At 51.7% G+C, this 22836-nt stretch carries 20 protein-coding genes; 6 read left to right on the top strand and 14 right to left on the bottom strand.

Annotated elements, in window-relative coordinates:
* Positions 1 to 31: 31 nt before the first annotated feature.
* The 7 genes from JNJ77_03890 to JNJ77_03860 form a co-directional block, all read right to left on the bottom strand.
* Entirely contained in the window at positions 32 to 2158 is a 2127-nt protein-coding gene (locus JNJ77_03890; GenBank protein MBL8821706.1) for a M56 family metallopeptidase, read from the bottom strand.
* Positions 2155 to 2535 (bottom strand): BlaI/MecI/CopY family transcriptional regulator, encoded by a 381-nt coding sequence (locus JNJ77_03885; protein MBL8821705.1) that lies wholly within the window; start codon positions 2533 to 2535, stop codon positions 2155 to 2157. Before JNJ77_03885 ends, JNJ77_03890 begins: the two co-directional genes overlap by 4 nt.
* Before the next feature lie 238 nt (positions 2536 to 2773).
* Positions 2774 to 3559, bottom strand: a complete 786-nt coding sequence (locus JNJ77_03880) for a phage Gp37/Gp68 family protein (protein MBL8821704.1) — start codon at positions 3557 to 3559, stop codon at positions 2774 to 2776.
* Complete coding sequence (locus tag JNJ77_03875; GenBank protein MBL8821703.1) at positions 3556 to 4680, bottom strand: three-Cys-motif partner protein TcmP; 1125 nt, start codon at positions 4678 to 4680, stop codon at positions 3556 to 3558. Before JNJ77_03875 ends, JNJ77_03880 begins: the two co-directional genes overlap by 4 nt.
* Positions 4681 to 4841: 161 nt before the next feature.
* Positions 4842 to 6113: a nickel-dependent lactate racemase gene (larA, locus tag JNJ77_03870; GenBank protein MBL8821702.1), complete on the bottom strand. Its 1272-nt coding sequence runs from the start codon at positions 6111 to 6113 to the stop codon at positions 4842 to 4844.
* An 87-nt stretch (positions 6114 to 6200) separates the two neighbouring features.
* Positions 6201 to 6890: a Uma2 family endonuclease gene (locus tag JNJ77_03865; protein MBL8821701.1), complete on the bottom strand. Its 690-nt coding sequence runs from the start codon at positions 6888 to 6890 to the stop codon at positions 6201 to 6203.
* 99 nt (positions 6891 to 6989) lie between these two features.
* On the bottom strand, positions 6990 to 9032 hold the full coding sequence (locus JNJ77_03860; protein ID MBL8821700.1) for a M28 family peptidase: 2043 nt from the start codon (positions 9030 to 9032) through the stop codon (positions 6990 to 6992).
* Positions 9033 to 9381: 349 nt separating this feature from the next.
* Between JNJ77_03860 and JNJ77_03855 the strand changes: the two genes are divergently transcribed.
* Together JNJ77_03855 and JNJ77_03850 are read left to right on the top strand one after the other, a co-directional pair.
* Positions 9382 to 10245, top strand: a complete 864-nt coding sequence (locus JNJ77_03855; GenBank protein ID MBL8821699.1) for a hypothetical protein — start codon at positions 9382 to 9384, stop codon at positions 10243 to 10245.
* Between the two features lie 167 nt (positions 10246 to 10412).
* On the top strand, positions 10413 to 11753 hold the full coding sequence (locus JNJ77_03850; protein ID MBL8821698.1) for an MFS transporter: 1341 nt from the start codon (positions 10413 to 10415) through the stop codon (positions 11751 to 11753).
* On the opposite strand, the gene JNJ77_03845 is transcribed toward JNJ77_03850, so the two are convergent.
* The 3 genes from JNJ77_03845 to JNJ77_03835 form a co-directional block, all read right to left on the bottom strand.
* The gene (locus tag JNJ77_03845; protein ID MBL8821697.1) at positions 11729 to 12637 is read right to left on the bottom strand and encodes a hypothetical protein; all 909 of its coding nucleotides are present in this window, start codon (positions 12635 to 12637) and stop codon (positions 11729 to 11731) included. The two genes, JNJ77_03850 and JNJ77_03845, sit on opposite strands and share 25 nt — an antisense overlap.
* Positions 12638 to 12741: 104 nt before the next feature.
* Positions 12742 to 13692 carry a histone deacetylase gene (locus tag JNJ77_03840; GenBank protein MBL8821696.1) on the bottom strand — a complete coding sequence of 317 codons (951 nt, stop codon included), beginning with the start codon at positions 13690 to 13692 and terminating at the stop codon, positions 12742 to 12744.
* 11 nt (positions 13693 to 13703) lie between these two features.
* On the bottom strand, positions 13704 to 14111 hold the full coding sequence (locus JNJ77_03835) for a hypothetical protein (protein ID MBL8821695.1): 408 nt from the start codon (positions 14109 to 14111) through the stop codon (positions 13704 to 13706).
* 244 nt (positions 14112 to 14355) lie between these two features.
* Here JNJ77_03835 and JNJ77_03830 point away from each other — a divergent pair, with 244 nt between their 5' ends.
* From JNJ77_03830 to JNJ77_03820, 3 genes are all read left to right on the top strand, one after another.
* Complete coding sequence (locus JNJ77_03830; GenBank protein MBL8821694.1) at positions 14356 to 15468, top strand: hypothetical protein; 1113 nt, start codon at positions 14356 to 14358, stop codon at positions 15466 to 15468.
* Between the two features lie 60 nt (positions 15469 to 15528).
* Positions 15529 to 16020, top strand: a complete 492-nt coding sequence (locus JNJ77_03825) for an acetolactate synthase (protein ID MBL8821693.1) — start codon at positions 15529 to 15531, stop codon at positions 16018 to 16020.
* A gap of 137 nt (positions 16021 to 16157) precedes the next feature.
* Positions 16158 to 16910: a VTT domain-containing protein gene (locus JNJ77_03820; protein ID MBL8821692.1), complete on the top strand. Its 753-nt coding sequence runs from the start codon at positions 16158 to 16160 to the stop codon at positions 16908 to 16910.
* Here JNJ77_03820 and JNJ77_03815 read toward each other — a convergent pair.
* The 4 genes from JNJ77_03815 to JNJ77_03800 form a co-directional block, all read right to left on the bottom strand.
* Entirely contained in the window at positions 16875 to 18224 is a 1350-nt protein-coding gene (locus JNJ77_03815; GenBank protein ID MBL8821691.1) for a DUF1570 domain-containing protein, read from the bottom strand. The genes JNJ77_03820 and JNJ77_03815 overlap by 36 nt on opposite strands.
* Entirely contained in the window at positions 18221 to 19552 is a 1332-nt protein-coding gene (locus JNJ77_03810) for a PQQ-binding-like beta-propeller repeat protein (GenBank protein MBL8821690.1), read from the bottom strand. The genes JNJ77_03815 and JNJ77_03810 overlap by 4 nt, the downstream gene beginning before the upstream one ends.
* Positions 19553 to 19621: 69 nt before the next feature.
* Positions 19622 to 20041 carry an NIPSNAP family protein gene (locus JNJ77_03805; GenBank protein MBL8821689.1) on the bottom strand — a complete coding sequence of 140 codons (420 nt, stop codon included), beginning with the start codon at positions 20039 to 20041 and terminating at the stop codon, positions 19622 to 19624.
* Between the two features lie 185 nt (positions 20042 to 20226).
* Complete coding sequence (locus JNJ77_03800) at positions 20227 to 21306, bottom strand: PmoA family protein (protein MBL8821688.1); 1080 nt, start codon at positions 21304 to 21306, stop codon at positions 20227 to 20229.
* A gap of 76 nt (positions 21307 to 21382) precedes the next feature.
* On the opposite strand from JNJ77_03800, the gene pyk reads away from it, so the two are divergent.
* The gene (gene pyk, locus JNJ77_03795) at positions 21383 to 22834 is read left to right on the top strand and encodes a pyruvate kinase (protein ID MBL8821687.1); all 1452 of its coding nucleotides are present in this window, start codon (positions 21383 to 21385) and stop codon (positions 22832 to 22834) included.
* The last annotated feature ends 2 nt before the right edge of the window (positions 22835 to 22836 follow it).

Here is a 22836-nt window from a genome sequence, read left to right as displayed (position 1 = left end):
TGAGAGTGCTCGGCTTGTTTTTGGTGTTCAATTACTTGTCTGCTGGCGATGGCGAGGCTTTCCTGACTTTCACCATCGTAACCATCGTCATCCCTTCTTTCAGTCTGGTGGTTGCTGTCGCATCGTTGCTGAAACAGAAGTACTTGTCCTCAGCCAGGGCTACCGTAAAGCCTTGCGAGATCAAAAGCTCCCTGTCAGTGTTCTTGCCTGGTACGGTTATTTCCTGACTCAAAGTCAGTTCGATCTGATCCTTGGTAAATTGTTTCAGCAGGCAACCAATGGAAAAACACTTACCTGGCTTTTGACCAATTTCAATCCTCGCTGGCCTGCCGGCAATAGTGACTAATTTGGGAGTTGCGAGAACGCAGTTTCTGACATCAGACATCACGAGAGTCATGAACTGTTCGAAATCGTCGCCAGTAAGAACGAGCTTTCGATCCTGTTCCGACAGCTTGTCTGATTGACTTCCTGCCCGCTCCTTGAGATGTTTCTGAAATTGATCCTGTTTCACTTCGGCTATCCAGACATTAATCTCATAGTTCTGTTTGTTCTCAGCTTTCACCGTATCCTTAGTAACCGGGTGCACTGATGGAACCGAGACAAAGGTTACTCGAACCAGATCTTTCTTATCAGCATCATCGCAAGATGTTACGAAGCAGGCGCATTGTCCAATCTGCATCCTGCTGGATATTTCTAGATCAACGACCGGCATTTCTGGATGGGGATTTTTCTTAACGGTCGCGAAACTGGATTTCAATTCAATTGATTGGCCTTCATCAGTAACGCAGGGGGTGACTAAGAACACTTTGTCTTCCGTTTCCTTTCTGGAGAGGCAGATACCTGTTGGAACTTCACTCCAAGCGGACCTGGTGCAAGAAGGTACTGTTTCTTTGAAAGAGATTCCAGCCAGTTGCTTTTTGATCTCCTCCATGCTTTTTGAGATGAATATCGTGGCGGGCAAATTTTTCTGTTGATGGAAGGCAAGCTTGTGCAAATCAGCTTCCTTCATCTCCACTATCATCACTTTCATGTTGACGACGCGTGAATTCGGATGCGGCTGGGGTCTAAAGTAAACTATGCTATCAGTCTCCTTCTCATCTGCCACAGTCCCTGTGCGGAAACCTGAGATGGCTACCGCTAGCGTTGCCAAGAGACCTGCCAGGCAAAGTCGGCTCCAGATGCCGTGCGTCAGCCTGAATGTTTTTGGTGAACGTAACATCATCATCCTCCATGACAAAGGGATTTGCACTGGAAAGAGTGCCAGGGTCAAGGTGCCTGCTCTTCGGCGTCCATGCCGAAGTGCGAGTTGGCACAGGGTACGCATGTAGTGGGTTGTCCCACCTGCAAAAGGGGCAGCCAGCCGATCAGCAGCCAGTTCGAGTTCGCCCAGCAGTTGTCTCACCAGGTAGCGAACCAGAGGGTGATAAGTGTGAAGTGCTGCAGCAAATTGAACAGCAAGCCAGAGAGGAAAATCCCGATTGCGGACGTGAGCCAACTCGTGGGCCAGTACCGCCTTGCATTCATCTTTTTGCCATTCAGTCCAGGTGGCGGGCAGCAGAATCGTCGGTCGCCACCAGCCAATCGTAGCTGGCGACCCCAGGAATGGAGAAACACGCAATGCAACAGACTGACGAATGCCCATGTGCTCACAAAGTTGCGATGCCTGCTGAAGAAGCAACGCATCATCAATGGTAACACTGCTTCGCCGCCAATGTTCGAGTGCGATAATTCCGAGTAACCATCGCAGTAACGAAGCAGTTACCAGCAAAGCAAGCAGGGCAATTACCACCGAGGTCACATCGCCGAAACTCAATCCCGTTGGTATCGAGACTGGCTCAGCTGAGACAGGTGAAAGAGAGGTGGATGGTTCCAGTGTTGTCTCAGATTCTGTTGTTACCGTCCAATTGCCGGTGACAGTAGAGGTTGCTGTCCGCCAGGATGCAGGCAGGTTCCAGAGCTGCAGGGGAAACAGTATCAGCACCGACAACGCCAGTATCCCCAGGCAAAAACAAAGGAGAAGATATCTGCAACTGGCAACCATGCGCTTGCAGGCCAGGTACACTAGCAGCCCAGCCGTGGCCCAGAGCGTGACTTGAGCGATCAATTCGAGAGCTGATTGACGAACGGGTGACATCCATTCGAGTAGAGAGTGCATCATGAGAGTTCCTCCAGCAGTTTCTCTAGTGCAGCCTGCTCTTTGCGAGGCAACGGACTGTCTTCCATCAGTCTCAAAACCAGTTGTTTGCGGGAGCCGTGAAATACCTGCTCTACCAGGTTATCGAGCATTCGACCTGAGACCTTCTCGTAAGGCTGCTTAGCCTGGTAACGAAATGGCTTTTCCTGATGAGCGATGCTCAGGTGTCCCTTGTCGACCAGGATGCGAACCAGCGTTGCCACCGTGGTGTAAGCGAGGTTCAGCTTCTTTTTGTTGAGTTCAACCTGCACTTCCTGAGCGGTGCATTCTCCTCGCTTCCAGAAAACATGCATGATCTGCAGCTCACGCTCGGTGAGGTCCTTACTTGGCAGCCGTGCCATCGGCCATCTCCTGTCATCTAATTCGTTAGAACTAATTCGTTAGATAGCAGAGGGTGCGAAAAGATGCAATAGCGATTGCGTGGTGTGGTTGGAGATTGGCAGCCCGAAGCGCGAGCGAGGGGAAACCTGCAATAACTGAGAGCCATTGCACATCGCCCCTTGCTGGCGCTGCGGGCTGCCAGTTGCAAGTAACCAATGGAGCCTTTGATTTTATCCATGCCTGGAAGGGCATGGTAAGCTACGCTGCCAACTCCTCAATCATCTCGAGCCGCCATTTCCTGGGTTGAATCGGATTGGTCATAATGCGGGGGTAGTCATCATAGGTTCTGCCTTCGAGCATGCGGCCTGCTGCTTTCTTCCGCACGCCACCCCATTGTTTGAAGAAGAAGGCGACGTTGGCCTCGTTGCACTGGTTGCGAATGTCGACAACCCATGATGGATCGAGTGGTCTGGCGCCGTGGCCACTTTCGCCGCCGACGATGACCCAGTTGATACCATTGAGGTTGATCGGCCCCAGGTGTTCCAGAAGCGGTTCCACCGAGAGGAACTTCATGGCAGCAGGTGTGGAACGGAGATGATCGATGCGAGGCAACCCATACTTGCGATCCTCCACGCTGACACCCCACCAGATGTGCTTGAGTAGAGCGATATCTCTGAACCTGGTGTTGAGCAGATTCGCGAGCCGATCCGCCCGTTTGGTGAGCACCTGATAAGTATGCCAATCTGCCACTTCCATGACACGCACTACCTGGACAATGTAGTCGTCAGGTATTTCAGGATGGAACAGATCGCTCATCGAGTTGACGAAAATTTTCTTAGGCGATGACCACTTCAGCGGCTCACTCAACTTTTCAGGAATCAGCTTCAGGTCAAAACCCTGTTCATAGGGATGCCCAGGCACACCACGAAAACGTTCTGCAAAGGTTTCCGCATAGCAGTGCTTGCAGCCGGGACTGATCTTCGTGCAACCACGCACTGGGTTCCAGGTCGCGTCGGTCCATTCGATGGTGGAGGAGATACTCATTGGTTTGCCTCTGGAAAGGATACCACAACATCTTCTGGAAAAGTATTCTTCCGAATGCTTTTACCCAACGGTCTGGATGCGTCAACAGCACCTTCTTCAAAAAGTGTTCTCAAAACCTCTTTGTAGTTTTTTAGAATGTAAGGTGTATCTACATTGTGATCATCAAATATCTGTTGCACTGACATCTGCTTCCCTGTATATTTTTGGAGGAGAAGATTTCGCAAGTCATCCAAAGGTTGAGTGAGCGCGAATAGTAACGGTTGATCAACATCAGCAGGATTATATTCAAATTTTGCGACACCTTGATCAGACGTTGAACTCTCCCTTGCCATTATTTCCTTCATGATCCCATACCCAAGAGGATGCTTGCTTACAAAGATCAGATGGTGGCTGGTCCGCGATCCATTCGCTGTTTTAAAGGTAAATGGCAACACATATCTTCCACCCATCTCCTTTAATGCTGAGCAAATCTCCTCAACGATCGCCAATTCTCGCTTCTCTGCTGACAAACATTCCAATCGTTTCGATACAGACTCGGCTCGTCCTTTTCCAAACAGTGCCTCCATGTGTTCTTTAACCACAGGATTACTTATTCCCATATTGACTCTTGTGTAGTTGAAGAAAAAGATGCATTCACAAGCCCAGTCTTTCAATACAGAATTTATCAATCGCAATGAGAGACCTTTGTAGCCCCAAGGATCAACAAAGAATAAGGTTGGGACGAAATTGAGTTCTTCAAATTTCTTGACGATTTGCTCTCCAACCTCCTGTGATTGAACTTGAGGTTTGTACTTTAGGCGTTCAATTCCAGGAAGTTCCGAAATCGCCTTCTTTAAAGTACTTGATGACGCGCTATCTTTGTCATTGAAGTACGTGACGAGGCAATCATGGAATTGTGGATCATTGATCGCTTGTTCCAAAATCAACAGGGGAGTGGATTTCGCGCCGCTCTTGTAACGCCCTGGTCCAGCAAATAAATCGATGTATGCGATTCGCCTATCAATTCCGATTTTTCCCTTTGTTTTGCTGATAATAGTAGCCCAAGCCCAGAAGTATTTAGCGACAATTGTGGCTTTGACTTGAGATTGATCTGTTTGTTCGTTGAAGAAATCGTCGGCCATATTTACCTCTGTTAATAATTTCAAACATGCTGCGAACAAATTCAAGTTTAAACGAATTTATTTGTATTATACAAGTGTACAAATAGCAGATGGACAGAAGTTCTTTAACATCAACAATGCAGTTGTTAAGAGTATTGTCTTTGTTACATCATTTTATGAATTTACACTGCTACCACCGGCATTACATACGGCCCCTTGGGGATGACAGCCAGGCTGGCGTTGGCACCGTACTGTTGCAAACATTCCGCCACTGCTGATTCGACGGTAGTTGCGGGTTCTACGTGGCATTGACGCAAGGTTTCAGCCGACAGGCCGTCGCTGACTACTTTCACTTTGCATTGCCGCAGCACCTTGGCCAGTTCTTCGAGCTGCCATTGATCCATCACGAAGTAGTCCTTACCCATGATGCGCTGGATGAAGACATCCAGGTCGGAATTGTCGTGAATGAGGTGCTGAAACTCCGGGCTGCCTATCCCTTCGCTGAGCGATGCAGCGAGGATGATAGTGCCACCCTTTTTGACGATGGGCAAAGCGCCGGTCAGGCCTTTGACTGCCTGGTACCAGGTGGTATCGAGCGGGTAGCCCGCACAACTGGTGACAACGACATCAACCGGTTCAGGCAGTTTGGCTTTGACCACCTGTTCGCAGAAGAGCACGCCTTCCATCCAGGCGACGACCATGTCGCCCGCGCCGACCCAAGTAACTTGACGGTCGCCATCCAGGCAGACGTTAACGATGAAATCGCACCCGGCTTGTTTGGCGATGTAGGTGTTTTCTTCATGCACGGGGTTGCCATCGAGTATGCCACAGTCAGCATTGGGGTTTTCGAGGAATGTTGGCCCGTGCCAGATTTTGACGGTTTCAAGAGCGACAATGCCTGGGCAAATGACTTTGCGTCCGCCTGAGTAACCCGCCATCAGGTGCGGTTCAATCAGGCCGGTGGTGATTTTGAGTTCTGCTTTCATGTAACGCTGGTCGATCCACATCGGCACGCCGCGAGGTGATTCGCCAAGGTAGATGTGTTCCTCTAGGCGTTTGCCAAAGTGATTTTCGATGCGGTAGTTCTGCATGATGTCGCTGCCGACCATCTCTTCGAGTTCCGCGCCTTCATTGGGGCGATGCAAGCCGGTGGCGATGAGGATGCAGATCTTTTCACGGGGAATGCCGCTCTCTTCAATCGTTTTGAGTAGCGGTGGCAGAATCAGCTTGTTGGGTACAGGTCGGGTGATATCGCAGATGACGATGCAGGCGGATTTCTTGCCTTTGGCTAACTCCGCGAGCGGCCTGGTGCCAATGGGATTAGCGATGGCGGCTTCGATAGCCTGTGCCGGGTTCTCCAGCGGCGGAGCTGGCTTGATCTTGAGTGGCCCCTGACAATGATCGGGCAGATCGACCCAGAGTCCCGTTCGGCCATAATCGAGTTTTATACGCATGGATGTTTACTCAAATTCGCCAAGTCAAGGGGCTGTGCCAGACCAGCATGGTTACGTCGAGTACGACGAAACCATGGCACCCAACTATTACAGAAACCTGCTGATCTCCAGTTTAAACCCAGGTAGCACAACTTCACCAGTGAGTTTGCCTTTGTGATCCAATACTTCCGAGGTGCCATCAGCGCGGTAAACAGCGACAGTGCGTTTGCGGGGGTCGATGATCCAGACGAGTTGCACGCCGGCGGAAAGGTACTCTTTAAGCTTGTTCTCAATCTCTTTCCTGGTATTGGACTTGCTGATAATCTCGATAGCGAGTTCTGGAACGACATCACTCACGGGGTGTTTATCCAGATCACGGGCACGATGGGGAAAGTGTTTCCATGAGAGATAGGCAATATCGGGCATGCGGATGGTTCGCGGAGAGATGCGAAACGGTCCATCGGGGGCGGTCAGGAAGCCAATGTCGTGCTGCATTAGGTAATGCTTGAGAAAATACCCCAGATCGAATGCCAGCCGCGACTCATTCATCCCCATGGTTTTCTCCACCAGAGTTCCGTTCACCAATTCGCAGAGTCGTTTGGGCTCGCTTTCCATCAAACGAATCAGATCAGCTTCGGTGGCAGTGCCTGGAGTTGGTGTCAGCAGAATCCGATGGGGTTTGATGCTTCCCAATTCCTTGACGAGATCGGCCATGGTGCGCGACAGTGCAGTTACGCCATTGCTGTGAGCGGGAGCTTGTTTGGCTAATCTCCGATGTTTCTTAACCGCCGTTGGCATGACAATCTCTCAACTGTATTTGACTCAGTACATCATAACAGCCCCTGGGCTTGTTTGCCTAGGGGCTGTTGTGCGGTTACTACCATGTACTATCGGAAACTACTCGCCCACCACTTTGAACTTCAACTTTTCTGGTGAACTCTTGCGTTCCACCAGAAGAGTCAGTTCCTGGCCGGGTTTGAAGGCAGCCATCACTTTCATGTAGCTGTTCTCTCCTTCATTCATGGCGGTGATTTCCTTGTCGTTGATTTTCAGAATGCGGTCACCTGCCTTGATGCCGGCTTTCTGAGCGGGTTTGCCATCAGTGACATTATCGACCATCACGCCTGGGCCTGGGTCGTTGTAGTCGAAGATAATGCCCATGCGGGGAACCTTCACACGAGGCAGATCGGGGTTGCCTGCAGCACCTGCGTGGGGATCATTATCCGGCTTTTTGGCAGGTTCCACCTTCTTCGCAGGTTCTGCTTTCTTGGCAGGCGGATTGGCATTGCGTTGCCTGCTCGGAGTGGTGGTGGTTGGTTTCTGGAAAACAGGGCGAGGCATGGTTGCCAGGCCTTCCAGTATGTTCTGGCCCAGTTCAGCACATTGGCGGATGCCCTTGATGTTGACCGTTTGCCAGACATCGGTGGGGCGATGGTACTGGGGGTGCATGCCCGTGAAGAAGAAGAGCACGGGAATGTTCTTCTTGTAGAAGGAGTAATGATCGCTGGCGCCAAAGAACTGGCTGGAGCGTGGCTTGATCACTTCAACCTGCAGATCAGCATTGGCTTTATCGATCAATGCTTCAAACTCTTTCGCAGAGGTGGCGCCGTTGATTTCGAGAGGGTATCGTTTTTCCTGTGCCCGCTTGATGCCATCAGCATCCAGGTTTTTGCCTACCTTATTTTCATCAAAGCCGAGCCGACCGACCATGTCGAGGTTGAGCATGGAGGCAGTCTTCTCTAATGGGAACAATGGATTCTGCACATAGTAGGCGGAGCCGATCAATCCCCATTCTTCAGCGGAATACCACTGGAAGACGACGCGACGGCGGTTCTTCTGGGCATTGGGGCCAGACTGGAGTTCCTGCCAGCGGCGGGCAATTTCCAGATTGCAGCAACTGCCTGATGCATTGTCATCTGCACCATGATGAATTTCCTTGCTGCGGGCCAGTGAGCCGGTTTCGCCACGCCCAACGTGATCGTAATGGGAACCAACGACAACAACTTCATCAGCCAGGTCGCCTGCGCCAGGCACGGTGGCAATGATGTTGTTGATCTTGATGCCATCGCGGTTGATGTCAGCTTTCAAGTTAACGGTGACATCCTTGATTTCGCAACTGGTGGTCTTCAGATCCTTCGCCATCTTGTCTTCGAGTGCGTTCAGTGAATCCATGCCAGCTTCTTTGAGGAGGTTGTCCACGACGGTGCGTTTGACCATGAATACCGGAGGTGTACCGCTGTTGGCACGGGTGCCTGCAAAATTGAAGGTCAGCAGGTCATCTTTTTCCTTCGTGCTGGTGGAATCATTCACCAGGATAATAGCTGCAGCTTTCTTTTCGGTGGCCTTGCGAATCTTTGCATTCAGACTCATCAGGTCTTCGCCGAATTTATGCTCAGCTTTTTCATCCTGGCGAGGACCTTTGCGGAGAATGATAGCCACCTTGCCCTGCACGGTGAGATTGGCGTAATCATCATAGGCGGGTTCATCGCTGGTCAGACCGAAACCAGCAAAGACGACATTGGCTTTTTCGAGCGATCCGGCGTTGCCTGCACCAAGTACCTGCATGTCGGAAGCTGCGCAAGTAACAGTCTTGTCTCCAACGGTGAACTGCAACTGATTATTGTTGCCGAGCCGGGGCCCTGCCAGTTTGAAATCGTATGGCTGGAAGTACGTGCCATCGACACCGGCGGGCTGCAGACCGGCCTGTTTCAGTCGGCTGACAATATAATCAGCGGCCAGGTGGATACCTGCCGTCGTACTGCCTCGTCCTTCGCATTCATCACTGGTGAGGTAATAAATGTCGGACATGATGCGGGTTTCGGAATCGAGCGAGTTAAAGAGCTTGGCATTACTGGTGACGGGTGCTTTGTCGCTGGCCCACACCAAACCCGCCACGCTGGCTACCAGCAGGGACAAGGTCATCAATCGACGACGGAACATGAGGAATGGTCTCCACAAAAGTATCGCGCAAACGGTTACAGGTTATCTTAGTTAAAAGTAAGTAACGGAAGGTGAGAAGGTTATGATAAAAGAGGCCAAACTTAAGAATTCTACGTTATTCTAACGAGAAATGACTCGTCTTGCCAAGGTTGACAGTGGCTGTTATAGCCCGTTTGCAAGTTTACCTCATTCTCCCCTCTGCCCTCGAGGGAGAGAGGTTGGGGGTGAGGGGGTTCTGAATAGAACTTGCTGGTTGGGTATCACGGTTTGTGTGTACTCACGCTAGCCGTGTCAGATCACAGCATAGTTACATTTACAAGCTTGCTTAGAACTCGCGATCAGGTGGCTTATGATACGTCCGTGCATTGCCTTGATTCTCTTGATTGCCACAACCCTGGCTATTTCTGCCCAGGCACCGGGCCTATCGCTGGTCGCGCCTCCTTCGAATATTGATTCGCGATTCTTTTTAGCTGCCGATATGCAGTGGGCATCGGTAAAAATGAATGGCACCGTCAATCCAACAGATTTTGAATCAACTCTGGTACCTCAGTTGACGGTAGGCTGGCAGCGATTGGCCGAGCAGCTTTTCTTCGCCAACTATCGCTTTCTTGGTGCGGATGTCGGTGAAAGTTTCAACGTGGGTGTGCCTGACCTGGAGTCGAGCATGTCTCGGCGAATCAGGCTCAACACTATCGATATTGTGTACCGCGAACGACTGGGAGGCGAAGGTGTGCCTTTTGGTTTGGATGTAGATATGGGCAGCCGCTTTGCATGGGCTTACTTTACTGATACGAACCATGCTCTGACGATTGCCGGGCCGGTGAATACGCAGCGTGAACTCGATTTCTATGTGGGCGGCGCCAGGCTCGGCATCAGACCCTACTGGATGTTCGATGAATCGGCATGGCAGATGACGCTCTATGCCCAAGGCAACATCGCCTGGCTATGGGGGAATTTTGATTCGAAGTATTATCAGAACTCCGCCATCAGCGGGGTGACTTCCCGTTCCAGCAACAGTTGGGATACCTTGTGGAATTATGATGCTGAGGCTGGAATGAGCATGTACATACCGGGCTTTGAAGGTATTCTGCAACTATCAGGCGGATACCGGTATGAAGGATGGTCAACTGGTCAGATGAGTTCGCTCACCGGTTCGGATCCGGGCCGACTGACTTTCCATGGTCCGTTCTTGAGATTGCAGTGGTTGTTTTGAGGGTACTGGTAGCGGCAGGGTCAGGAGACCTGAGCCTAGCACGCGAGCATATGGGGAACATTTTCATTTCACAAACGATTCAGCCGAACCCACTGCCATTGTGCTAGTCTTATAGAATACTCCTTCGCACAATGTTGTGATTGCTCGATCTGTTTACGGATAATCTCATGAGCCAGTCGGCTTCAGAACCAGTTTCGTCGGGTGGTCTGTCATCTTCTCAATGGTTGATACTTCTACTTTTGGCGCTCGTGCAGTTCACGAACATACTCGATTTTGTGATCATGATGCCACTGGCGCCGCAGTTTCATGATGAATGGAACCTGACGGCCCGTGAGTTTGGTTTCCTGGTCAGTGCCTACGCCTATGCGGCTTGTCTGTCGGGGCTTCTATCAAGCTGGTTTCTGGATCGCATTGATCGTAAGACGGCTTTGCTGGCCATCTATCTGATATTCACTGTTGCCAATTTCCTCTGTGCCGAGGCGCAGACGTACAGCTTTCTGCTGATGAGCCGTGCGGTGGCTGGTCTTTCTGGTGGTATTCTTGGCGGTGTTATCATGGCGATTATTGGTGATGGCATACCGTATTCGCATCGAGGCATGGCAACCGGAATCATCATGTCGTCGTTTGCGGTGGCATCGATTGTCGGTATACCACTTGGGTTGATTGTGGCGGAGCATTACAGTTGGCGCTATACGTTCATGGCCTTGGCCGGTTTAAGCATGATGCTGCTGGTGCTGGCCTGGTATTTACTGCCTAAGGTTCGCGGCCATATTTCGACAGGGGGCAGGCTGTCGCCCTGGGAAACCACCTGGGGCATGCTCAGCGACTGGGGACATGTGAGAGCCTACGTCCTGATGGCGTGCCTGGTGATGACGACATTTGCTATCATTCCGTTTCTGCCATCCTACATGGTTGCTAATGTTGGCGTGGACAAGAAGGATATCAAATGGATGTATCTGATAGGAGGCATTGGAACGCTGTTATCCATGACTGTCATCGGCAAGCTGGCTGATCGCTTTGGCAAGCTCAGGGTGTTTCAGGTACTGGCATTGCTGACCATCATCCCGCTACTGGTGGTCACGCATTTGCCTGTGGTACCCTTGTACGTGGTGCTGACTGCAACAACCATCATGATGGTATTCACCGCAGGCCGCTCGGTGCCGGTGATGGCAATGGTGACAGCCTGCACGACGAGTGATCGTCGTGGTGGTTTCATGAGCATTCTGTCTTCAGTTCAGCAGTTGGCGATGGGATTGGCTACCACCATTTCCGGTTTAATACTGGGGGTACAGGCATTGCCTGAACAACCAGCGATGACGGTGCAGGCAACGCAGCATGCAGGGCCGATGGCGCCGCTGGAAGGATTTCCAATAGTTGGCTGGCTGGCAGGTGCTATGTCTCTGTTAACGGTTTATCTGGCATCTCGCTTGAAAAGGGTGGACGAAGCACCAGTGAGTGCGCAGGCGTTTGAGCCAGCGGAAGCTCATTTGGCGGCAGAACTGACGTGATGTGACTGCCGATGCATATTCAACTCTGCAAGCATGACCCGTTCAACTTCATTCAGTGAAGTAGATGTAGCACGGATTAATGCACATTCGAGTGCACAGTCAGCGTTGCCTTGCAAGTGCATCATTCTCCAGACCAGGGCGAGATACAGATACGGACGAGCATCTTCAGGAGAGAGTTCAACTGCCTGCTGCAAGGCGGATTGTGCTTTGCCACACAGTTCCTGAGCAGTTGCTCCAGTGGTGTTGGCTGGGGCGAGCAGGCGATGCCGGGCGAGCAGAAACAAGCCAATGCCTCGCTGCAGTTCCTGAGTGAAACGATCTTTATTCTCACCAGCCAGTTCCATCAATCGGCTGTGGCCATGCAGTTGAACGGAAACAGTCAGTGGCGGGTCGGTAAGTTCGCCAAGCGCTGTTTGAAACTGGTAGCGTGATCGTTCGTATTGCTGCAGCTTGAAGTAGAGTTCGCCCAGTTGCAGGCGAATGAGAGTGGCATCAGGGAACGCCTGCAGGTAACGGCTGAGAATGATGGTTGCTTCAGGTAGCTGATTTTTTTCAAGAGCCTGTGTGGCTTTGAGTAACATGGTTTTAGCAGATGCGAGCGAGCGAGTTTCTTCAGCTCCCGGCGCAGCCGACCCAGGGTCGGTTTTGAGAACCGATTTCATGGTCGGCTGCGCCAGACGCGTGGAAGCAGGCGCCGTAGTGCCTGGCCCGAGAGTGGGCACCTGCTCCCTGACCTCGTCCGTCTCCTGAGCCAACGTAATGGCGGGTGGCTCGAGCAAGACGAACGAGTCCGTTACCAATCCCTGACAACCTGCACAGGCCATCCACGTCAAAGGCGTGAATACCAGTGCCGATCGCAACCAGAGACAGGAACTTTGTTTCACAAGGCAGATATCGCCCAGTGAAGATGGTAAAATAAAGTAGAAAGAAGAAGACTAAAGACTTGGCGAATTCAGTCAATCGAGTGAATTGCTGTAGTTATGGAAAATTAGGGGGTTTGCGTAGAGTTGCCATCTATTAACACTTGTAAATGGGCGGTTACACATTCGGGAAGTCGTTCCAGGTTGTAACCTCCTTCCAGACAACTGACGAGTCTTCCCTGGCAATGGGTTTTCGCAGCTTCTTTAAGCAAGACGGTCATCCTGCTGAAGTCGGCGACATCCAGGCCCAGTGAGCCAATAGGGTCTTCGGCATGGGCATCGAACCCTGCACTGATCAGAATCACATCAGGCTTGTTTTGAGATAATGCCGTGTGCAGAACAGATTCGAGAGCAGCGTGATAATCAGCCTGGCTGATACCAAAGCGCAGGGGTACATTGAAGGTGGTGCCCAAGCCTTTGCCGGTGCCTGTTTCGTTGGCTAACCCTGTTCCAGGGTAGAAAGGTGAACGATGCAGGCTTACGAAGGTTACCTGCTCATCATCGTAAAAGGCATCCTGTGTACCGTTGCCATGATGCACATCCCAATCGACGATCATCACGCGGTTCGCCCCACACTTCAAGGCGTGTCGTGCAGCCAGGGCGATATTGTTGAACAGGCAAAAGCCCATACTCAGTGAAGGAGTGGCATGGTGGCCCGGCGGCCTGACCAGGCAGAAGGCGTTCTGATCGGTTCCCTTTAATACAGCTTCAACAGCCTGGCAACAGGCACCTGCGGCCAGCAGGCCCACTTCGAAAGAAGCGGGGCTGACAACAGTATCCGCTTCAATTCTGCCACCACCCTGCTTGCATGCCGCTTGGACATATTCACCAACATCCGCATCGTGAACCAGTTGGAGTTGGGATAAGGTTAATGGCTTAATGTGTGGCGTCTGGCAATGGCTGGATAACTGCTGAAAAGGCACATGATCGCGCACGGCACGATAACGGGCAGGACATTCTGGATGTCCTGCCCCGGTTTCGTGTTCCACAAATCGATCACTTTGAAACAGCAGTGTCATAACGGCACCAGCTATTTGGGATCAAAGGTCACTTGCTGGATCTTCCAGTCTTTGCCTTCCTTGCCATAGTTGATGGCGACCTTGACTTTCTTCTCCTTTTCAAATTCGACTTGCAATATGAGCAGAACGACATCATCGGTAGCTACGCTGCCATCCTTCACGAAGGTATGGCTTTTGTAATTGCCATACTTCTCTTTGCTGGGTTTGAAGAGCACGCCATAAAGCTGGTCTGCACTGCCTTTGAGTGCGTCCATGTAATCGTTGAAAACACCCTTGGCATCGTCCTTGTTGTAAGCCTTGAACAGCTTTTCCGCCATGGCTTCCTGGTCTTTGTACTCTTTGGGCGTATCGGCGTGTAACACGTTGAATACTCCGGTGCAAAGAAGCAAACCCACTGCCAGCAGACTCGTCGGATTCATTCTATCTCCTTTTGAAAAAAACAGTCAGGCAGACATGTATGGAGCTATGATGCAGTTCACCACGCTGTCCTTCAAGAGGGGGATATTACAAGAAACCCTAACCCTTATTCCCCTCGAAGGCGAAGGGAACCTGAGGCATACTCGACTAGACGGGCAGGGAGAATCGGGTATATAGGTGATCGTTCGAGAAACCTGCCAAGGATACTCTGCGCAGGGTGGATGGACCTTCAAGGAGGAAGGTGAGATGTATCTTCGTGGCATCACCTGGTTTGTTCTGAGCTTATTGGTGGTTACCAGCCTGGCCGGGCAGCAGCCTGCGGAGACTGGTCCGGTTATCAAGTATCCGCTGACAGAGAAGGAAGGCCCCTGGCTGATTCACATTGGCAGTTTCCGGGGCGATGAGGCACTCGAGTTTGCCAATCGCTTTGCAGAAGAAACCCGGTCGAAATACAAGTATCAAACCTACGTCTATTCGATGAATGAAGAAGACGCCCGGCAGGATCGGGAAGCGTTAAGGCAAATGCAGCTCAAAACCATTGGCAGCGAAACCCTGGCTGAAAGCACTGAAAGACAGAAGCTTAAAACCGTTCGGGTCATCAAGGAATTTTCTGTCTTTGTCGGCAGCTTTCCTGACATGGAAAACGCCCGTATCGAAGCGGCACGCATCAAGGAATTTGATCCGCCATCGAGCATTCCAGCGTTCGGTGTCCATCTTTACAACGAACCCAAGGCCAAAGCAGTACGTGATCCGGAGGCCAATACCTTTGGCGGCATCTTCGGTCTACGGGCCACGACACAATCGGAAGAAGGCAAGCGCATAAAACAGAGTCTGGGTAATCCGTATCGCCAGGCTTTTGTAGTGCGTAACCCGGTGGTGACGCGGAAAAAATCACCAACAGTTACGGTTCAGAATAAAAACTCGGTGCCGATGGATCCGGCCTGGAACGAACTGAACGCCCGGGAAAAGCACTCCATCTTTTCCTGTCCCAAAAGCTGGACTCTGGTGGTCGCCAAGTTTGATCCACCTTCGGAAGTAAGTCCGCTCAATTCCAGCGTCGTGCAGGTAGGCAACCGATCCACCCCGGCGTCACTGGGGAAGGGCCTCGAGAATGCTGCAGAAACCGCCAGGCAGATGGCGGAACTGCTGCGTGATGGCGGCAAAGGCTACGATGCCTACGTTTTCCACACCCGCCAGTACAGTCTGGTGACTGTGGGTGCCTTTGAACACCGGTTTGATCCAAACATGGAACAAGCCTGGAACATTCTGTCGCAGTTTGCTCAGCAGCAGAAGGATGAGAAAAGCCCGTTCTCACTCTTGTTGAAAGTACCACAGCCCATGCAGATTCCAGGACGATGACAGTGTTTGCAATCGTCAGTTACCTTTGCTAGGATGCAGGCGACAAAGAATGAGGGGAACATGACATACGGTGATGAAGGGGGAACTGAACTGAGTACGCTGCGTGGCAGGGATTATCCTGGCGTACGCCAGTTCAGTATTTTCCTGGAAAACCGGGTCGGCGCCCTGCTTGATATGGTTCGCAGGCTGGAAGCATCAGGCAATCGCATTGTGGCCATGTCGGTGGTTGATTCAGCCGACTGTGCAGTGATTCGTCTGATTCTGAGCGACCCGGAGCGGGCAGTTGAAACACTGCAACAGGCCAAACTGCCTTTTCTGGAATGCGATCTGCTGCTGGTTCAATTGCCTCAGGGCAATGCTCCGGTTGGCATGGTCTGCAAGGCTCTACTGGCTGCTGAGATCAACATCCACTATGCCTACCCGCTGATGATTGGCAGTGCCAGCCATCGCCCGGTGCTGGCCATCCATGTGGATGACCATGAAACAGGCAGCCAGACTCTTCAAAGGCAGGGCTTCACGGTTCTGTCGGAGCGGGATCTGGACTGCGAATAAACCAGATAACCGGTTCGACGATTCGTTCAGTACCAGTGATTTTCACGCTTAGCTGAAGAATGGACTTCGTGAACTGACGAATGAATGATAGAACAAAGGATAAGTAAATAACCGGCTATCCTTCACGGGATACAGTTTTGAATCTAGCTGCCTTATATGTGTATAGCATCATCGTCGGATGGATTTTTGTCACCGGCGTAGGGCTGATCCCATTTATTCCAGAAGAAGTAGCCGTGGCAGGCCTGGGTGCCTGGATTCACAATAATCCCGATGCCATCCTTCTGATCAGTTGGCTGTTCTGCATTGGTGCTGTGCTTGGCACCGATCTGTTTCTCTACATGATTGGCAGGCTCGGTGGTCCGCGACTGATGAACAAACCTTACGTGCAGAAGTTCCTCAAACCCGAGCGTGTGCAGAACTTTGCACATAAGTTCCAGGAACGAGGCATCTGGTTCATGTTGACGGCCCGCCTGATACCCGGCTGGCGGTCAGCGGTCTTCATCACTGCTGGTGTGATTCAATACCCGATTGAACGGTTCTGCATCGCTGATGCCATCTCTTCGGTACCCCTGGTAACGTTCTTCTTCTTTGGTGGGTATTTCGCGGCAGACTGGATCAATGCGATCATCGCCAATATCCATCAGGCTCAGAATGTGCTGCTGCTGATTGCCCTGGTGGGTCTGCTTCTGGTAGCCATCATCATGTACCTGAGATGGATGCGGAAACGGGAAAAAGAAGAGGAAGCAGAAGAAGCTGTCGAGCATGAAAAGATGGAAGAGGCTGGGCAGGCAGGCCAGGTGGTGGTTGAGCCAATCACGACTGCGAGTGAAAGCTCACCAGTAGTTCCCGGTGTATCAGGGGCGGAGGCTACCGTCAGGCCGCAATCGTAGCAGGTATTGTTTCCACTGCGTTTCACATTTCTCCAGTGGCATATTCACCAGCTTCTCAAAGCGTTTGATTTCCTGCCCTGCCGGAGCTGGTCTTACGTATTCTTCCATCGCGGGTGTCGACATCAGTTTGAGATCGAAAGTAAGAAAATGGGCTAAAGCCCAACTGGCATCATACTGTCTGCTCGATTCGAAGTTTTCCTGCGTGTGTTTGACAAAGAACAGTTGTGGCGGGGCCAATAGCAATTCGCGTAATGGCATGAAGCGGTTTTGCCTGACTGCATCCTGAATCTGCTTGAGTCTCTCCTCATCCAGTCGTCCGAGCCGCAGTTCATCAATTTCGATGAACGCGTTTTCAAAGAGTTGGGCCAGGCCTTCGTTGAGCCAGCGTGGCACCTGATATTTATCTGCAGGATAGACCCAGCGGTCGAGGTAGGCATGAAAAGCCTCGTGATAGAGCGTTGCAAAAAACGCAGCTTGCAGCCTGGCAAAGATCACATCGTTATCGCTGTTCAATGCGATGAGTTGCTGTTGTAGTTGCTGCATCTGTCGGGCAAGGGTAGCGGTTGGTTTGCCGCCGAAGTGTTTGTCAATGTTCTTCCTGAGTTCCTGCAGTTCTTTCAGTTGCTTGCGGTGCCTTTCATTCAACTCCTGCAGTTGGCTGGCATATTGATCGAGTTCAGTGCCTGCGTAGATGGTTGCGGTGCGTGCATCATAAACAGCGGGGTTCAGGATGCTCAAGCTCTGTTTCTGTTGCCAGGAACGAAACTCAGCCATCGTGTGGAACAACACGACACGCACTGGTTTATCGGGGGTAAGGCGTTTGCCCATGGTGTTCACGTAAGCAGCAAAAATCGCTTCGAGCCTGACGCACACCAGCCGAACCAGGTTTTCCCGTGCATTGGAAAGCAGTTCAAAGTAAGGTCCCTGGTAGTGCCAGGCTTCCTGCTCGTCTTCGAGCCATTTGGTGCGGCTCAAGGCAATGGCTTGAATTTTCTCCTCTTCCCGCTTGTTGCTGTTGAGAAGCTTTTCGACATATTTTCGAGCAGCGCTTCGCCCCGGTTCCGAAGCACGGGTGATGCTGCTGATGTCCTGTCTTTCGTAAAGTGCTTCAAAGACCATGGTTCGTACGCCAGGCCGGCGAACAATGAATTGAAACCTGACTTGCTGTGCTGTTTCTTCGGTGATAATGCCCTGCAGCCTGGCACCTTCATTGAGCACCATCTGATCGTAGGCAGGCTGGGTTACTGAATCTTGTGCTGCGATGCTGCAAGACAATAGAACCATGAACAGTGCTGTGATCACTGTCTGTTTCACTTCGCCACTCCGAGACAAAACAGATGTTGCTTCCCTCGGATCAAGAGGTTTCCCGAAGCCAGTGCTGGTGTCGCCAGGACATCTTCATTCAATTTCAGTCGCCCGCGCAAGTGATATTTTTCTGCGTTGGCTTCGAAGATGAACAGTTCTCCATTCTCATTGACTGCGAAGATGTGCTTATCAACCAGCAACGGAGACGAAGTGAAATTGCCTGACAGGCGCTGGGCCCATCGTTCCTTGCCAGTCTTGAGATCGAGACAGCCTGCTACACCTTTATCCGCAACGTAAAAGATGTTCTGCTGATGTTCGAGCAGGCAGGTGACATAGGGGATATCGCGGTGGAGTTGCCAGACCAGTTTTGGCTGTCGTTCCTGTGAGGTATCGCCCGTCGGAAGTTGCAGTGCAATAGTGTCACGGTCGCCTCCACCATCGCCACAGGCAGCCAGCAGAATGTCGTTGTCACAAAGCACAGGCGAACTGACGCTACGGAGTGGTTTGCTGGCGAAAGGCCATTCCATGTCCCATAACTTCAGACCAGACTCCAATGCATAGCCAGTGATACCCGCCGTGCTGGCGACGATCACTTCATCGTGGGGTTTGCGGGAACGGATCAGCGGGGTTCCATAACAGGCTCGATAGTTTTTGCGTGATTGCGACCAGAGTTTTTTCCCGGTAGCTGCTTCGATACAGAATACCTCAGCGTGGTTATCTGCATCGTAGGCCACAATCACTTTGCCTTCTACCAGGATGGGAGAGTACCCTGCACCATGCTGGCTGACATGTTTACCGAGTGGAAACGTCCAGAGTGGTTCACCCTGGGCACAGGAGTAGGCAGCAAGCTGAACTGTCTGACCATCCCAATGGCAGAAGAAAACACGTTCGCCATCGGTAGCAGCGGTGCCGGACGCCAGCGAGTTTTTCTGATGCATGGCTGCAGCCCGCTTGCCCTGGATGCTTCGTTTCCAGAGTATTTTCCCTGATGAAGCATCCAGGCAGAAAATGAGCCGCTCGGTGCCCTGGTTTTCCGATGCCTGCAGGTAGATGCGACCTTTGTGAACCACGGGAGAGCCATGCCCGACTCCGGGCAGAGGCACTTTCCATCGGATGAACTGTTCATTGATATCCGTAGGCAACTTCAGGCCTGAACCGTGGCCTGAGCCATTGGGGCCGCGGAAACGAGTCCATGAATCTGTCACTTCATCCGTAGGGATGCACGTCAAAGGCCAGCTACTAAGGATCGTACATTGCTGAAAAACTGTGGCAGGGTTATCCGGTACTCCGGATGACCCTGCAGGAATTGCAGAGACATTGCATTCCAGCAGGGTCATGCATGAGTACAAGCATAACCCTGCCACTGCTATCCAGTTATTCACCAGAATCATAGATTCACCTGAAGGTTACTTCATCATGGAGTATTCAGTAGGGTCGAGCCAGATGCGTTCCACCTTCTCGACAATTTTTCCATCCTTTTCGGAAGCATCGCGGGCCTTGATCCAGTCAGGGTCAGCAACGAATGCCTTCCAGTTTGCTTCAGCTTCTTTGCGACTCTGGTGCGCAATTAGATAGTAAAGCTTGCGGCTGTTCTCTTCACCTTGTGGTTGCCAGAAGCCTAGCAAAGTCATGTGATGTTTCGTCAGCAGTGCATTGGTGTGGTTCTTGAAGCGGGCATTCATGGCATCCATTCTGCCGGGCAGCACGGTGTAGATCCGCCATTCGAAAACCCGGTTGGCATCTTCACGAGAATGAGCCAGTACAGTTTGAGCCAGCCAGCCTGTGGCAAACGCCAACAGCAGTGCAGCAATGATCTTATAACGCATCGAAATGTTTCCTTGAGCTTATTTACCAACTCGAAAGCTGTGGCAGGGATATGCTTGTACTCAAGCATGACCCTGCAAAGTTGCTGAGTTCAATTTCATCCAGCAGGGTCATTCGGAGTACCGAATAACCCTGCCACGGTTTATCTATAGTCTTCTGGGTAAAAACAAATTGCATAAAGTTGAGTTTACTTCACTTTAAGAAACGCTTGATAGTGATCTGCGACTTTGCCGATCTCGGCGTTGCCTGGGTGAATCAGAACACCGTAACGGAAGTGAAGTTTTTCACCTGCTTTGATTTTGACCAGATCGCCGGTGGCATCGGGGAACTTGCTGTGTTTTCTGCCAAAGGGGTTGGCAGTTAAAAGGCCATAATCTCGAGCATGCCAGCAGGCAGGCACGGGGTTACTGGGATGATCAAGAATCGTGATGCCCACCTTCTCACCTTTGACTTCGCCACTGTAATCGACCCAGGCGGAACGCAGGCCCCAGCAGCCTGTGCGGTCTTTATTCTCGCCTGTACCCATGTGCTGTTTGCCTTCAGCGTTCTGCATCAGGCCGCCCTTTTTGCTTTTCTCCGCCATGATGTCAGCCACGCGAACTGCCATGAACCCATCTTTCTCGTCGCCGAAGGTGATGTTCCCTTCGCTGGCATGAAGTTCGATATCGAAAACGATCAAGGCTGCAGCAGGTAGGGGCACCAGATGCAGGGTGCGTTTCTCTTCGAGAATTTTGATGCCTGCAGTCGTTTGCCAGGTGTTGTGTGTGGTTACGGATGCCTGCTTCTCAGTGATGACAGGTTCTTCGACTTTGGTGCAAATCTGCTTGCCCTGATGCTGATTCACGGGGTTGACCACTTCAGCCCAGAAATTGGCGTTGATGGGTTTGCTGTCTTTCTTTCCGATATCAATATCAAGTATGACAATTTGATGGCCTACCCAGCAGCCTCGATGATGGATGTGATCTTTGGTTTCGCCAGGCACATCCTTCTGCATGGGATACAAGCGGGTGATGGCATTTCCTTCCGGGCTGTAAAGCGGATGAAAATGCGGCCTGACCTGGCTCGGATCGAAAAGATATCGGCCAACCGATTTGTCGTTGACCTTCAGTTCCAGCATGTTGCCGATCTTCTTAATGGAGCAGGTCGGCTTGCTATCCTGCACCATCAATCCCGTTAAACAGAACCAAACCATCCAGCCACAGCAGCCAAGCATGATGAACTCACCCAGAAAAAGGTTGTAACAGATACACGATTGTAGGCACTTCATGAGAGTGATGCAAAGAAGAAGTGCATGGTTCTCATACCATAATCATGTACGGGAAATCTTCTCTCGAGGAAACGGGATGTCCAGCGGTATTGATGCACTGACGAACGCGGTGAAAACCAAGATTGTTGCCACGATTGGGCCTGCTTCCGAGACTACCCCCATGCTCTGCAATCTGGCCCACGCTGGAGCCGATGTTTTTCGACTGAATTTTGCCCACGGCAAATGGGATTGGCACACTGATGTGCTCAAACGGGTCAGGGCGGATGTATCCTCTGCCGTTCGCAAGCCGATCCCCATCTTGCAGGATCTAAGTGGTCCCAAACTGCGACTAGGCGAGATTCCGGGAGGCAGCTTTGCCTGCAACTTTGGTGAACATGTCTTTTTTGTGAAAGAACCGAGCATCAATCCGGGAGAATTTCACTGTTCTTACACCGGACTGGTGGATGACCTCAGCGAAGGGGACAACGTATTACTGGCTGATGGCAGCGTTGCCTTGGAAGTGATCAGCAAAACCAAAGACAAAGTGGAAGCTCGTGTGACGCTGCCTGGCATGGTTTACAGCAAGCAGGGCATCGCTTCGCCAAATGCGAAACTACAACTGAGCGGTTTGACTGAAAAAGACCTGAAAGATCTCGACTGGTCTGCTACCAACGAAGTCGATTTTGTCGGCATGAGTTTTGTCCGCAGGCCTGATGACATCGTCAGACTCAGGCAGGAACTCAAAGACCGGAATTGTACTGCTCATGTGGTAGCCAAGATCGAGAAGGCGGAAGCACTCGATTGCCTGGATGATATCATCCGCTTGACCGATGTGGTGATGGTGGCTCGTGGCGATCTGGGGGTGGAAGTCGATCTGGCACGGGTGCCCATGCTGCAGAAGACCATCATTCAGCGTTGCCGGGCTTTGGGTGTGCCGGTGATTACGGCAACGCAGATGCTCGAATCGATGCGTCTGAGCAACCGGCCAACGCGGGCCGAAGTGACCGATGTGGCCAACGCCATTTTGGATGGCACCGATGCCATCATGCTCTCTGCAGAAACGGCATCAGGCCAATATCCGGTGGAAGCGGTGACGATGATGAACCGCATTGCCCTGGAGACCGAGCGGAACATGCCCTCCAGTTCAGTGAGCATGGAAGCATTTCAGGGCAGCCAGGGGACCTTGTCGGAAGTGGTGCGTGCCACCGTGCAGGCTACAGGTGTGTTGGCCGACCAGGCACATGCCTCGCTGGTCATTGTGACCACGCGAACAGGCCGGGCAGCTATCGCCTTATCCAAGCAGCGGTACCGTACGCTGACATTGGGCCTGTCGGATGACATTGCCCAAGTGAGGCGGATGGCATTGTACTGGGGCGTGGTGCCGGTCTATTTCCCTGAACCTATTGATACCGTGGAACGTGTAAAAAAGGTGACCGAATGGGCCAAGAAGGAAGGGTTACTGACCAAAGGCGAACGGGTGGTATACCTGCTCGGCGCTTCATGGTCTGACAGTGCACATACGACGGTGATGGTGCAAGAAGTGAGTTAAGC

The sequence above is a fragment of the Planctomycetia bacterium genome (assembly GCA_016795155.1).
GTDB lineage: Bacteria > Planctomycetota > Planctomycetia > Gemmatales > HRBIN36 > JAEUIE01.
This window is presented reverse-complemented; position numbering and strand designations above follow the sequence as displayed.